The 12,709-nt window shown below is 75.2% G+C and carries 12 protein-coding genes; 4 read left to right on the top strand and 8 right to left on the bottom strand.

The features are described from left to right. Positions 1-40 precede the first annotated feature (40 nt). Genes Q0967_RS03415 through Q0967_RS03430 form a run of 4 tightly spaced genes read right to left on the bottom strand, consistent with a single transcriptional unit; the run spans position 41 to position 3,968 of the window. Entirely contained in the window at positions 41-982 is a 942-nt protein-coding gene (locus tag Q0967_RS03415; RefSeq protein WP_298746798.1) for a PPK2 family polyphosphate kinase, read from the bottom strand. A gap of 31 nt (positions 983-1,013) precedes the next feature. After that, positions 1,014-1,649 carry a dihydrofolate reductase family protein gene (locus Q0967_RS03420; RefSeq protein WP_298746796.1) on the bottom strand — a complete coding sequence of 212 codons (636 nt, stop codon included), beginning with the start codon at positions 1,647-1,649 and terminating at the stop codon, positions 1,014-1,016. A gap of 16 nt (positions 1,650-1,665) precedes the next feature. After that, positions 1,666-2,874, bottom strand: coding sequence for an alpha/beta hydrolase (locus Q0967_RS03425; protein WP_298746793.1), 1,209 nt, complete (start codon positions 2,872-2,874; stop codon positions 1,666-1,668). Then, the gene (locus Q0967_RS03430) at positions 2,871-3,968 is read right to left on the bottom strand and encodes an ATP-dependent DNA ligase (RefSeq protein WP_298746790.1); all 1,098 of its coding nucleotides are present in this window, start codon (positions 3,966-3,968) and stop codon (positions 2,871-2,873) included. Before Q0967_RS03430 ends, Q0967_RS03425 begins: the two co-directional genes overlap by 4 nt. 102 nt (positions 3,969-4,070) lie before the next feature. On the opposite strand from Q0967_RS03430, the gene manA reads away from it, so the two are divergent. Then, a complete protein-coding gene (gene manA / locus Q0967_RS03435; RefSeq protein WP_298746787.1) occupies positions 4,071-5,246 on the top strand; it encodes a mannose-6-phosphate isomerase, class I in 1,176 nt (391 codons plus the stop codon). Positions 5,247-5,337: 91 nt separating this feature from the next. Here the strand turns inward: manA and ligD are convergent, their stop codons facing one another. After that, a complete protein-coding gene (gene ligD, locus Q0967_RS03440) occupies positions 5,338-6,414 on the bottom strand; it encodes a non-homologous end-joining DNA ligase (RefSeq protein ID WP_298746784.1) in 1,077 nt (358 codons plus the stop codon). 68 nt (positions 6,415-6,482) lie between these two features. On the opposite strand from ligD, the gene msrB reads away from it, so the two are divergent. Further along, a complete protein-coding gene (msrB, locus tag Q0967_RS03445; protein ID WP_299449097.1) occupies positions 6,483-6,944 on the top strand; it encodes a peptide-methionine (R)-S-oxide reductase MsrB in 462 nt (153 codons plus the stop codon). A 67-nt stretch (positions 6,945-7,011) separates the two neighbouring features. On the opposite strand, the gene hemQ is transcribed toward msrB, so the two are convergent. Together hemQ and hemG are read right to left on the bottom strand one after the other, a co-directional pair. Further along, positions 7,012-7,725: a hydrogen peroxide-dependent heme synthase gene (gene hemQ, locus Q0967_RS03450; RefSeq protein ID WP_298746778.1), complete on the bottom strand. Its 714-nt coding sequence runs from the start codon at positions 7,723-7,725 to the stop codon at positions 7,012-7,014. Between the two features lie 5 nt (positions 7,726-7,730). Continuing rightward, the gene (gene hemG, locus Q0967_RS03455) at positions 7,731-9,161 is read right to left on the bottom strand and encodes a protoporphyrinogen oxidase (protein ID WP_298746776.1); all 1,431 of its coding nucleotides are present in this window, start codon (positions 9,159-9,161) and stop codon (positions 7,731-7,733) included. 155 nt (positions 9,162-9,316) lie between these two features. Between hemG and Q0967_RS03460 the strand changes: the two genes are divergently transcribed. Next, a complete protein-coding gene (locus Q0967_RS03460) occupies positions 9,317-10,255 on the top strand; it encodes a DUF4349 domain-containing protein (RefSeq protein WP_298746775.1) in 939 nt (312 codons plus the stop codon). Next, on the top strand, positions 10,252-11,319 hold the full coding sequence (gene hemE / locus Q0967_RS03465) for a uroporphyrinogen decarboxylase (RefSeq protein ID WP_298746773.1): 1,068 nt from the start codon (positions 10,252-10,254) through the stop codon (positions 11,317-11,319). Before Q0967_RS03460 ends, hemE begins: the two co-directional genes overlap by 4 nt. Positions 11,320-11,445: 126 nt before the next feature. Here hemE and Q0967_RS03470 read toward each other — a convergent pair whose 3' ends face one another. After that, entirely contained in the window at positions 11,446-12,708 is a 1,263-nt protein-coding gene (locus tag Q0967_RS03470; RefSeq protein ID WP_298746770.1) for an HRDC domain-containing protein, read from the bottom strand. Position 12,709 lies beyond the last annotated feature (1 nt).

The raw sequence follows: 12,709 nt of genomic DNA on the forward strand, positions 1-12,709 counted from the left end.
TGGGGGACGGGCCCCAGAAACAGAGGTCCAGAACCGGGGGTCAGACCTCCGAGGCGGCCAGGCGCGCCTGCTGCTCCTCGACGTCGAAGTCGGCCGCCGGCCAGGTCAGGTCCAGGCCGCGCAGGTGCTCCAGGAGCAGCTGCTGGACCGCGAGCCGGGCATACCACTTGCGGTCGGCCGGCACGACGAACCACGGCGCGCGCTCGGTGCTGCACCGCTCGAGCAGGACCTGGTACGCCTCCTGGTAGTCCGCCCAGTGCTCCCGCTCGTCGAGGTCGCGCGGGTTGAACTTCCAGTGCTTGTCCGGCCGCTCGAGCCGCTCGCCCAGCCGCGCCTTCTGCTCCTGCGGACTGATGTGCAGCATGACCTTGACGATGGTGACGTCGTCGTCGGCGAGCGTCTCCTCGAAGCGGTTGATGGTGGCGTAACGACGCTTCCACTGGGCCGGCGGCACGAGGTCGTGGACCCGCACGACGAGCACGTCCTCGTAGTGCGACCGGTCGAAGACGCCGATCATGCCGGGCCCGGGCAGCGCCCGGCGGATCCGCCACAGGAAGGGGTGCTTCTTCTCCTCGGCGCTCGGCGCCTTGAACGCCGTGTGCTCGACGCCCTGCGGGTCCACCGACCCGACGACGTGGCGCATGATGCCGCCCTTGCCGGAGGTGTCCATCCCCTGCACGACCAGCAGGACCCGTCGGCGACCGCCCGCGCGGGACTGGGCGAAGAGCTGCTCCTGCAGGGTGTCGAGCTCGGCGTCGGCCGCGACGAGGGCGTCCTTGCCGGCCTGCTTGTCGCCGGTGAAGGCGGGGGTGGAGCGGGGGTCGACATCCGCGAGGGTGAAGCCCTCCCCGACCCGCAGGGCCTTGCCGAAGGTCGCCGCCGTCGGCTGCGGCGCCTCCTGGGCGGCCTTCTGGCCCTTCTTCGCCGTCGTGGCCTTGGCCTTGCCCTTGCCCTTGACCTGCTTCTTCCTCTTCTTCGCCATCGGGGCAGTCTGGCAGAACCGGCCCCGCGCGTCAGCGCAGACGGGTCCGCAGCAGCAGGTCGCCGTCCCAGGTCAGCAGGTGCGTCAGCCGCCCGGTGAGACCCGGCAGGGTCGCGGCGCCCGGCAGCAGCAGCGGCCCGTCGCCGCCGGCCAGCACCGGCCGCACGGTCACGCACAGCTCGTCGACCGCGCCGGCGCCCACCCAGGCACCGAAGAGGGCCGGGCCGCCCTCCACGACGACCCGGTCCCAGCCGCGGCCGGCGCAGACCTCCAGCACCCGCTCCGGGGTGACGTCCGCCCCGTCGCCGCTCACCACGTGCACGTCCGGGTGTTCGGCGAGCCCGGCCGGCACGTCGCCGCTGCGGGTCACCACGATGAGGGCACTGCCCTCGAGGGGGCCGTAGCCCTCCTCCCGCGCGGTGCCGGCGCCCACGACCACGGCCTGGGCCCAGCGCCGCAGCGTGGCGAACGCAGCCCCGTCGCCGTCCGAGCCCTCGTTGAGGCTGCCGCTGCGCCCGTCGGGGCCGGTGGCGCGCCCGTCGAGCGCGGTGATGAACCCACCCCGCACCCACGGGCCGGCCGCGCGGTCGGGTGGCACGGCATACCAGTCGTCGAGCTCGGCCTCGGTCAGCGGACCCCGCCCGGTGCGCACGTCCGGTCTGCTCACGGTCGTCCTCCCGTCCTCAGCGCAGGAAGGAGGCGACGAGGTCCTCCCACAGCGAGGGGTTGGTGTTCCACTCCTGGCAGTGGCGCGCCTGCGGCCAGACGAAGGTCTGCACGAGCCCGGGCCGGCGTCGCGCGAGGTCCTGGGAGGGCCCGAAGGGCACCGTGTCGTCGGTCGCGGAGTGGATGATGAACATCCGGTGGGTGACCTCCTCGGCCCGGTCGACCCAGTTGGTGGCCGCGACGTCGACGGGCTCGGCCACCCGGAGCAGGTGCCGGGAGGCCTTGCTGCGCAGCAGGCTCCGGGCCAGCTGCTCCACCGGGCGGGGGATGAGGTGCAGATCGGCCTGGTGGGCCAGCACCGAGCCCCAGTCGATGACCGGGCCGTTGAGCAGCACCCGGTGCACCCGGTGGGCGACGTCGGAGCGGTTGAGCGCCTGCAGGACGAGCGCCCCGCCCATCGACCACCCCACCAGCACGATCCGGCGGGCCCCGTGCGCCAGGGCGTAGCGCAGCGCGGCGTCGATGTCGCGCCACTCGGACAGCCCGAGGCTGTAGCGGCCGTCGGAGGACGGCGGGGCACCGACGTCGTTGCGGTACATGGGGATCAGGCAGGTGTAGCCCAGCCGGTGCAGCACCGGGACGGCGCGCAGCGTCTCCCCGCGCTGGGCGCTGCGGCCGTGCACCAGCACCGCCCAGTCGTCCTGGTGGGCTGTCGCGGACGCCGCCCCGGGCACCCGCCAGGCCGGCAGGTCCCCCACGTCGGAGGTGACGAGCACGTCCTCGTGCTCCAGGCCCAGGGCGCTCCCGGGGTCGCCGCAGTAGAAGTACTTGTTCCAGCGGGCCGGCCCCGGCCCGAGGTCACCCGCGTCGACGCCCAGCAGCTCGCGGGTCACCACCATCTGCCGGCGGGACCCCTTCGTCCCCGCCTCCTCGTGCGCCGGCTCGAGGACCTCGCCCAGGCGGGCGTGACCGGCGCCGCCGTCCAGCCAGAGGCCGTAGCGACCCGAGGAGGTGGTCTGGGGGTCCGCCCGCAGCGTGACCGTCCCGGCGTCCCGGTCCACCGAGACGACCGTCACGTCATCCTTCTTCTCGTGCTCCGGGGTGATGACGCGGTGCGCGAAGTAGGTCGCGGTGCCCATCGAGACGGCGCCGCCGAGCGCCGCTCCCCCGGCGACCGCCGTGCCGACGGCGGCCGCCCGGCCCGCCGTGGACATCCGCCCGCTCACGACCCGCCTCGCCCGTCGAGCGGGGTGACCGGGGCACCGAGCACGTCGTCCAGCGGGAAGTCGACCGGCTGCTCCAGCTGGTCGAACGTGCAGCTCTCGGGGTCGCGATCCTCGCGCCAGCGCAGGAACTGCGCGGTGTGCCGGAAGCGGCCGCCCTCGAGGTAGTCGTAGCGCACCTCGACCACGCGCTCGGGCCGCAGCGGCGTGAACGACAGGTCCTTGCCCGCGGCCCACCGCGACCCCTCGCTCTTGCGCGGCGTGTCGGCCTGGAGCTGGGAGGCCCAGTCCCACGGGTGCCCCTCGAACTCGGTCACCCACCGCTGCAGCTCGGCGAAGAGCTCACGCCGGCGCGCCATGGGGAAGGAGGAGCTGACGCCGACGTGGGCCAGCCGTCCCTCGTCGGTGTAGATCCCGAGCAGCAGGGACCCGATCGCCTCCTCGCTGCTCTTGTGGGTGCGGTAGCCGGCGACCACGCAGTCCGCGGTGCGGGTGTGCTTGAGCTTGGTGAGCACCCGCTTGTTCTGCTGGTAGGGCGCGTCCGGGTCCTTGCCGATGATCCCGTCCAGACCGGCGCCCTCGAAGTCGACGAACCAGCGCATCGCGAGGTCGACGTCGTCGGTGAGCGGCGAGAGGTGGACCGACCCGGCGCTGACGGCGGGCAGCACCGACTCGAGCCGGGCGCGGCGCTCGCGGAACGGCAGGGCGGTGAGGTCCTCGTCGCCCAGCGCGAGCAGGTCGAAGGCGACGAAGGCCGCGGGGGTGGACTCGCTGAGCATCCGTACCCGGGAGTCGGCCGGGTGGATCCGCTGCCCGAGGGCCTCGAAGTCCAGCCGCCGCCCGCTCGGGGAGGCGAGCACGATCTCGCCGTCCACGACGCAGCGCTCCGGCAGCTCGGCGCGCACCGCCTCGACGAGCTCGGGGAAGTAGCGGGTCATCGGCTTCTCGTTGCGCGAGCCCAGCTCGACCTCGTCGCCGTCGCGGAAGACGATGGACCGGAAGCCGTCCCACTTCGGGTCGTAGAGCCACCCGGGCGTCAGCGCCGCGGCAGGCTTGGCGAGCATCGGCGTGACCGGGGGCATGACGGGCAGGTCCACAGCGCCAGTGTGCACGATGGCACCGACAGAGGGCGGGTATGCCCGTGCGCACCGCCCCCGTCGGCGCGGCCCGGTGCCGGCGCGGCTCAGTAGGCTGGCCGGATGAGCGGCATCGTCAGGATCGACGGCGTGGTCCGGGACTACGCCTGGGGGCGCCCGGGGGGCATCTCGGCGGCCCGCGGCCAGGAGCCGGGTGAGCGGCCCGAGGCCGAGCTGTGGCTGGGCTCCCACCGGGCCGCGCCCAGCCGGGTGCTGACCGATCGCCCCGGGGACCCGCCGTGGCCCGACCTCGGGGCCTGGGAGGACGCCACCGGCGACACCCTGCCCTTCCTCATGAAGCTCCTCGCCGCCGCCGCTCCGCTGTCGCTGCAGGCCCACCCGGGGCCCGAGCAGGCCCGCGCCGGGTTCGAGCGGGAGGAGGCGGCCGGGGTCCCCCGGGACGCGCCCGCCCGCAGCTTCCGCGACCCGCACGCCAAGCCCGAGGTGCTCCTCGCCGTGGAGGACGGCTTCGACGCGTTGTGCGGCTTCCGGCCGGTCGAGGAGGTCGTCGCGCTGCTCGACACCCTGGCCGAGCTGACGGACGAGCCGGCGCTCCCCGCGTGGCGGGCCCGCCTGGCCGACCCCGAGGCAGGGCTGCGCGAGGCGGTGGCCTGGCTGCTCTCCGGCGACCCCGCCGTCGACCGTCTCGTCGAGGCGCTCGCCAGGACTCCCCCGACCGGCCTGCCGGAGCGGGACGCCGACCTCGTCCGGCTGCTGACCGGGCACCACCCCGGCGACCCCGGGATCGCCGTCGCGCTCATGCTCAACCGGGTCACGCTGGCCGCCGGGGAGGCGCTCTGGCTGCCGGCCGGCAACATCCACGCCTACCTCTCCGGGCTCGGGGTCGAGGTCATGGGCCCGAGCGACAACGTCCTGCGCGGAGGCCTGACCGGCAAGCACGTCGACGTGGCCGAGCTGCTGGAGGTGCTGGACTTCACCCCCGGGCCGCCCCCACGGCTGGCGCCCGTCGACGTCGCCCCGGCGGTGCGCACCTACCGTCCGAGCACGCAGGAGACCGGCGCCGCCGTGCCCTGGCAGCTGCTGGAGGTGACCGGGCCGGCCGACGTCGCGGCGGGCAGCCCCTCGGTCGCGCTGGTGCTGGAGGGAGAGTTCACGCTGCGTGCCGAGGGCCACGACGGGCTGACGCTGGCCCGCGGCGAGGCGGGCTTCGTCGAGCGAGCCGGCCGGCTGCAGGTGCAGGGCTCGGGCGCCCTCTACCTCGCGACCACGGTGAGCTGACCGCCCCCCTCGCAGCAGGTCCCGTGGGAGTCGGGCACGGGCCCGACTCCTACGGGACCCTCCCGACCCTGGTGCGCCGGGCGGGCCGCGCTCAGACGTTCTCGACCCGGTTGCCGTGCTCGTCCCAGTGCTCGGCGACCTTCTTGGACGGCTGGACCCGCGGCGGCTCCCCCGGCATCTTGGGGTGGTCCGGCGGGAAGTTCAGCTCCCCCAGCCCGCGCTCGAGGTCGGCCTCCCACAGGGCGTACGCCCCGTCGACCACCCCCGGGGACACGTGCAGGTCCGCCCAGGCGTCGCCGTGCTCGGCCAGGAACGCGGGCACGGTGTGCAGGGTGAGCGTCGCGGGGTCGACCTCCCCCAGCTGGTCCCAGGTCACCGGGACCGAGACGGGGGCGCCGGGCAGGATGCGGGTGCTCCACGCGGCGGCCAGAGTGCGGTCGCGGGTGGCCTGGTTGAAGTCGACGAAGATCCGCGCGCCGCGCTCCTCCTTCCACCACGCCGTCGTCACCAGGTCGGGCCGGCGCCGTTCGAGCTCGCGGGCCAGGCCGATGACGGCGTGCCGGACCTCGAGGAACTCCAGGCGCGGCTCGATCGCGGCGAAGACGTGCACGCCGCGGTTGCCGGTCGTCTTGACGAAGGGCGTGAGCCCGGCCTCGGTCATCACCTCCCGCAGGGCGCCGGCCGCCTCGACGACGTCGGCGAAGGCCCGCCCGGGCTGCGGGTCCAGGTCGATCCGCAGCTCGTCCGGGTGGTCGTTGTCGCCGGAGCGCACGGGCCACGGGTGCCAGGTGACGGTGCCCATCTGCGCGGTCCACAGCAGCGTCGGGAGATCGCCCTCGTCGATGACCAGCTGCGGGTGGCTGCGGCCCGAGGGGTAGGTGCAGACCGTGGTCCGCGACCAGTCCGGCACCCCCTTGGGCGGGTTCTTGGAGTAGAACTCCTCCCCCTCGATCCCTCCGCGCACCCGTTGCAGGGTGACCGGCCGGTCGCCCAGCGCGCGCAGCATCGGCTCGGCGACCGCCTCCAGGTATGCCGCGAGGTCGGCCTTGGTGATGGCCGCGCCGTGCGCGGTGGCCGGCCAGACCACCTTGTCCGGGCTGGAGAGCCGCACGTCGCGGACCCGGCCGTCGGGCCCCGGAGCGGTGAGGGTCTGCGCGTCGGCGGGCATACCGACAACCTAGCGGCCCGGGCGCCTGCGCACGGAAGCAATCGAGGCGCTGCGTCGTTGTCCGGACCATGAGCCACCACAGCACGCCCGCGACCGACGCCAGCAGGTCCGACGCCAGCAAGCCCGATTACCGCACCACCCGCTCGCAGCAGGAGTGGCGCGAGCAGCTCTCGCCGGAGGAGTACGCCGTGCTCCGCGAGGCCGGCACCGAGCGTCCCTTCGTCGGTGAGTACACCAACACCACCACCGAGGGCGTCTACGCCTGCCGTGCCTGCGGCGCGGAGCTCTTCCGCAGCGAGACCAAGTTCGAGAGCCACTGCGGCTGGCCGAGCTTCTACTCCCCGCTCGCCGAGGACCGGGTCGAGTACCTGCAGGACGACTCGCTGGGCCGCACCCGCACCGAGGTGCGGTGCGCCTCCTGCGGCTCCCACCTGGGCCACGTCTTCGAGGGTGAGGGCTACGACACCCCCACCGACCAGCGCTTCTGCATGAACAGCATCGCGATGACGCTGCGGCCGGCCCAGGGCTGAGCCTCCGCACGTCGCCCACGGCCCACGGCCGCGGGCGGCGGGTACACCCCGGCGTCCCGACCCGGGCTCAGGGCAGGCCGGCGACGAGCGCCGGCAGCTCCACCCGCGGCCCGGTGAAGAACGGGACCTCCTCGCGCACGTGGAGGCGCGCCTCGGTGTTGCGCAGCTCGCGCATGAGGTCGACGATGCGGTGCAGCTCGTCGGCCTCGAACGCCAGCAGGAACTCGTAGTCGCCCAGCGCGAAGCTCGCGAGCGTGTTGGCCAGCACGTCCTTGTAGTCGCGCGCCGCCTCCCCGTGCTCGCGCAGCATCCGCGAGCGGTCGCCGGCGTCCATGACGTACCAGTCGTAGGAGCGGACGAAGGGGTAGACGCACAGGTAGTCCTTGGCGTCCTGCCCGGAGAGGAAGGCCGGCACGTGCCCGCGGTTGAACTCCGCCGGCCGGTGGATGGCGACGTTGCTCCAGACCGGCTCGAGGTGCTGGCCCAGGGCGGTCTGCCGGAACTGCTGGTAGGCCCGCTGCACGGTCTCGACCCGCTCGGCGTGCCACCAGATCATGAGGTCGGCGTCCGCGCGCAGGGCCGAGACGTCGTAGACGCCGCGCACGACCAGCCCTTCCCCCTCCAGGGCGCTGAACAGCTCGACGACCTCGGTGGCCAGGGCCGCCCGGGCCTTGCCCTGGGGCAGCGGGGTCACGGCCCGGAAGACGGAGTAGGCGGCGTAGCGGATCGAGGCGTTGATCTCCTCGGCCTGCTCGGCGGTGGGGTGGGAGTAGTCGGCCATACCTCTCATTGTCCCTGGCGCAGGTCGGCCACGGCACGGCGGGCCGAGGCGATGCAGGCGGGGATGCCGACCCCGTCGTAGGTCGCGCCGCAGACCGCGAGACCGGGCACCCGGGCGACGTCGGCACGCACCCGCTCGACGAGGTCGAGGTGACCGACGGCGTACTGCGGCAGCGCCCCGCCCCAGCGCTGCACGTGCGCGTCCACCGGCGTGGGCAGCGGCCGACCCAGGGCCTCGCCCAGGTCGGCGAGCGCCGCGTCGAGCAGCTCCTCGTCGGGGCGCTGCAGCGTGGCCTCCTCGCGGTGCCGCCCGATCGAGGCGCGCAGGAAGGTGAGGGGGCGGCCCGCCTCCCCGGCGTCCCGGCCGAGCTCGCGCACCCAGTCCCACTTGGTGGCGCTGAAGGTCGCCGCCTTGATGGTGCGCCCGTCGACCGGCGGCACGAGGATGCCGGAGCCCTCCAGCGCGCCCAGCGCCGCGGTGTCGAGGGCGAAGGTCAGCACGGCCATGGAGGCCGTCTCGACCGTCCCCAGGGCCCGGGCGGCGGCGGGCGCCACCGGGTCGAGCAGCCGGGACGCGGGGGCGGGCGGCAGGGCCAGCACCACCCGGTCGGCCCGGTATGCCGTGGGGCTCGGCCGCGGCCCCGTCACCACCTCGAAGCCCCCCTCGGGCAGGCGGCGCAGCTCGCGGGCGACCACTCCGGTCTCCAGGCGGACCCCCGCGTCGTCCAGCAGGCCGGCGAGGGCCTGCGGCCAGCGGTGCAGCCCACCACGGACACCGGCGAAGACGGGTGCGGCGGCGGCGGACTGGGTCCCGTCGGTCGGGGCCGGCAGCAGCCGGCTCGCGGCGTCCTGCAGCCGCTGCCCGTCCTGCGCCGCGCGGAGCAGGGCCGGCAGGGCGGCCCGGGCCGAGAGGAGCCGGGCGTGGCCGGCGTAGACCCCGCCCAGCAGCGGCTCGACCAGCCGCTCGGTGACGGCCGACCCGAGCCGCGCGCCCACGAGGTCCCCCACGGAGACGTCGTCCTCCTCCACCGGCCGGGCGACCTCCGCGAGCGCGCGGTCCACCTCCTGCCGGGTCAGCGGCCCGCCCAGCAGGGTCGGGTCCGCCGGCACCCCCATGAGGGTGCGGGGTGGGAGCAGGTGGATCCGCCCGCGGCTCCACACCTGCGCGCGCGCCCCGGTGGGGTGCACCAGGTCGTCGGCGAGGCCGGCCCGCGCCGCCAGGTCGGTCCCCTCCGGCCGCCGCGCGAGCATGGCCTCGGCCCCGGTGTCCACGAGCTGCCCCGCGACCGGCTCGCCGCGCAGCTTGCCGCCCACCCGGTCGGCCCCCTCCAGCAGGGTGATCTCGTCCCCGGCGGCCACCTGCCCGTCCTCGGCGAGCAGCGCCGTCGCCGCGGCGAGACCGCTGATGCCGCCGCCGATGACCAGGGTGGACGTCATACCTCCAGCGTCTCACCCGGGCCGCCGGTCCCCGGGTGCGGGGCCGTGACCCGATCGTGTCCGGACCGTGACGCCGCGCCCGGAACGACGTCCCGTGCCGGCCCGTCGCAGGTCACGACCGCAGGACCCGCCTGCGCCGGACCAGGAGGACTCCCATGACGGCTCGACTGACGGCGGCGGTGCTCGCCCTGCTGCTCCTGCTCACCGGGTGCACCGGCTCGGGGAGCACCGGCACCTCCGACGACCGGGCGATGGACGCCTCCGACGCGGGGGCGGAGGGCGAGGCCGAGGGCGGCGCGGAGGCCGGCGCCGCGGACGACGCATCCGCAGCCGGTGAGGGCACCGGCGGCGAGGTCACGGCCGCCGACCTCGGGACGGTCACCACGGCCGCGCAGGCTCCCCTCATGGTCCGCAGCGTCGAGCTCGAGCTCGTCGTCGAGGACGTGGGTGCGGCCGTGACCCGGGCGCGGGCGACCACGGCCGGCGTGGGCGGCTACGTCTCTTCCGAGGACGTCGTCCCGGCCCGGGAGTCCGGGGACGGCTACGGCTCGCTCGTCCTGCGGGTCCCCTCCGACGACCTCGACGCGGTCGTGACCAGCCTGGGCGAGATCGGTGAGGTCCGGGCCAGCCGCAGCAGCGCCGAGGACGTCACGACCGAGTACCGCGACGTCGAGGCCAGGATCGCCACCATGGAGGCCGGGGCGCAGCGGCTGCGCGAGCTCGTGGCCGAGGCCTCCTCCCTCCAGGACATCGCCGACCTCGAGGGCGAGCTCACCACCCGCGAGGCCGAGCTCGACGCGCTCAAGGCGCGGATGCAGGTGCTCGAGGACGACGTGGCGCTCTCGACGATCACCCTGCACCTGGCCGAGCGGACCGAGGACCTGGATGAGGTCGCGCCGCGCACCGGCTTCGCCGGCGGGCTGGGCCAGGGGTGGCAGGCCTTCACCACGTCGGTGACGATGGTGCTGACCCTCGTCGGCGCGCTCGTGCCCTTCGTCGCCGTCGCGACGCTGGTGGCCCTGCCGGCCCTGTGGTGGCTGCGGCGCCGGCGCACGCAGGCGGGCCCGGCCGGGCGTGGGACACTGCAGGAGTGACCTCCGCCGCCTCGCCGACGCTCGATCCCGCCCCCGACCTGGCCGACAGCGCCCTGGTGCGGGCGGCCCGCCGCCAGCCCGTGCCGCATACCCCCGTGTGGTTCATGCGGCAGGCCGGTCGGTCGCTGCCGGAGTACCGCGAGGTGCGCAAGGACGTCGCCATGCTGGCCTCCTGCCGCACCCCCGAGCTGGTCACCGAGATCACCCTGCAGCCGGTGCGGCGGCACGGCGTCGACGCCGCGATCTTCTTCAGCGACATCGTCGTGCCGCTGCAGGCCGTCGGGGTCGACGTCGACATCGTCGCGGGCACCGGCCCGGTCATCGCCGAGCCGATCCGCACCCGCGCCGACCTCGACCGGCTGCCCGAGCTGACCCCCGAGCACGTGCCCGACATCGCCGAGTCGGTGCGGCTGCTCACCGCCGAGCTGGGCGGCACCCCGCTCATCGGGTTCGCGGGCGCCCCCTTCACGCTGGCGTCCTACCTCGTCGAGGGCGGCCCCTCCAAGAACCACGAGCGCACCAAGGCGCTCATGCACGGCGACCCCCAGCTGTGGAGCGACCTGTGCGCCCGGCTCGCGCAGATCTCCGGGGCGTTCCTGCGGGTGCAGGCGCAGGCGGGGGCCAGCGCCGTGCAGCTCTTCGACTCCTGGGCCGGGCACCTCTCCCGCGCCGACTACCTGCGCCACGTCGAGCCGCACAGCCGCACCGTGCTCGAGGAGGTCGCGGACCTCGGCGTCCCGCGCATCCACTTCGGCGTCGGCACCGGGGAGCTGCTGCCGGCCATGGCGGACGCCGGGGCCGACGTCATCGGGGTCGACTACCGCGTCAGCCTCACCGACGCGGTGGAGCGGACCGGTGGCCGGTACGCCGTGCAGGGCAACCTCGACCCCGCGCTGCTCTTCGCCCCCTGGGACGCGCTGGAGGCACGGGTCCGGGAGATCGTCGAGGAGGGCCGGGCGGCCCCGGGCCACATCTTCAACCTCGGGCACGGGGTGCTGCCGGACACCGACCCCACCGTCCTGACCCGCGTCGTGGAGCTGGTGCACGAGATCTCCGCCCGCTGAGGCAACCATTCACGGCGCCCGGTGAGGGTGGAGCCCACCATGCGCGGCGCCCGGTGGGAGCTGAGGCAACCATTCGCGGCGCTCGGTGGGGAATCCCTCCGAGCGAGGTATGCGGCGCCCGTCCCGTCAGCGGTGCGCCTGCAGCGCCTGCACGAGCACCGGCACCACCAGCTCCCGTTGCCAGGGCCGGGCGCCGAGCTCGGCGAGGCGCTGCTCCACGCTCTCGGCCGTGGGGTCCTCGGGCGGCGTCCAGAGGACCCGGCGGACGACGTCGGGGGTCATGAGGTTCTCGACCGGGATCTCCAGCCGCTCGGACAGCTCGGCCAGGGCGGCACGCACCTCGGTGAGGCGGTCCGCCGCCGCCGGGTCGCGGTCGGCCCAGGCGCGGGGCGGTGGCGGGGCGTCGCCGCGGCGGGCCGGCTCGGGCAGGTCCTCCTCGGCGAGCTCGGCGGCGGTCCGGACGGCCGCGAGCCACGCGCGCTGGTGGCGCAGCAGACCCTGCTCGGCCCGGCGCTGCCGGGTGCGGGAGCTCTCCTTGCGCTCGGAGGCGAGCGCCGAGGCCTGGGCGGGCATGCGTTGCGCGAGGTCGAGGAGCGTGCCGTCGGGCAGGACCCGGCCCGGCGGGACGTCACGCTCCCGGGCGATGGCGTCGCGGGTCAGCCACAGCTCGCGCAGCGCGGCCAGCGAGCGTCGCCGCCGCAACCGGTGGATCCCGGTGGTCCGCCGCCACGCGTCCGGCTCGTCGGCCCCGGGGGGGCCGGTGAAGTCGCAGAGCGCGGCGAACTCCTGCTCGGCCCACTCCAGCTTGCCCTGCTCGCGCAGGTCGCGCTCCATCCGCGCGCGCAGCGTGACGAGCAGCTCGACGTCCAGGGCGGCGTAGCGCAGCCACGGCTCGGGCAGCGGCCGGGTGGACCAGTCGACGGCCGAGTGCTCCTTGGCCAGGGTGTAACCGAGGTAGTACTCCAGGACCGCGGACAGCCCCACCCGCGGCAGCCCGGCCAGCCGGGCCCCCAGCTCGGTGTCGAAGAGCGAGCGCGGGCGCAGGCCCAGCTCGGCCAGGCAGGGGATGTCCTGGGTGGCGGCGTGCAGGACCCACTGGGTCGGCGCCAGGACCTGGTCCAGCGCCTCCAGGTCCGCGAAGGGGACCGGGTCGATGAGCCAGGTGCCCGCCCCCTCGCGCCGCAGCTGGACGAGGTAGGCCTTCTGGCCGTAGCGGTAGCCGGAGGCACGCTCGGCGTCGACCGCCACCGGCCCCTCGCCCCCGGCCAGGGCGGCGAGCGCGTCGTCCATGCCCTCGGGGGTGTCCACGACGGTCGGCACCCCCTCGGGCGGTGCCTCGAGCCGGTGGAAGTCCGAGCCGGGGTCGTCGTCGGGGAGGTCGGAGCTCATC

It is taken from the genome of uncultured Serinicoccus sp., assembly GCF_947500995.1.
In the GTDB taxonomy this organism is placed as follows: Bacteria; Actinomycetota; Actinomycetes; order Actinomycetales; family Dermatophilaceae; genus Ornithinicoccus.

Bases quoted from the DNA above. Each gene is read 5' to 3' on its own strand.
- Q0967_RS03415 (WP_298746798.1), bottom strand. From the start codon at position 982: ATGGCGAAGAAGAGGAAGAAGCAGGTCAAGGGCAAGGGCAAGGCCAAG.
- manA (WP_298746787.1), top strand. From the start codon at position 4,071: ATGAGCGGCATCGTCAGGATCGACGGCGTGGTCCGGGACTACGCCTGG.
- ligD (WP_298746784.1), bottom strand. From the start codon at position 6,414: ATGCCCGCCGACGCGCAGACCCTCACCGCTCCGGGGCCCGACGGCCGG.
- msrB (WP_299449097.1), top strand. From the start codon at position 6,483: ATGAGCCACCACAGCACGCCCGCGACCGACGCCAGCAGGTCCGACGCC.
- hemQ (WP_298746778.1), bottom strand. From the start codon at position 7,725: ATGGCCGACTACTCCCACCCCACCGCCGAGCAGGCCGAGGAGATCAAC.
- hemG (WP_298746776.1), bottom strand. From the start codon at position 9,161: ATGACGTCCACCCTGGTCATCGGCGGCGGCATCAGCGGTCTCGCCGCG.
- Q0967_RS03460 (WP_298746775.1), top strand. From the start codon at position 9,317: ATGACGGCTCGACTGACGGCGGCGGTGCTCGCCCTGCTGCTCCTGCTC.
- Q0967_RS03470 (WP_298746770.1), bottom strand. From the start codon at position 12,708: ATGAGCTCCGACCTCCCCGACGACGACCCCGGCTCGGACTTCCACCGG.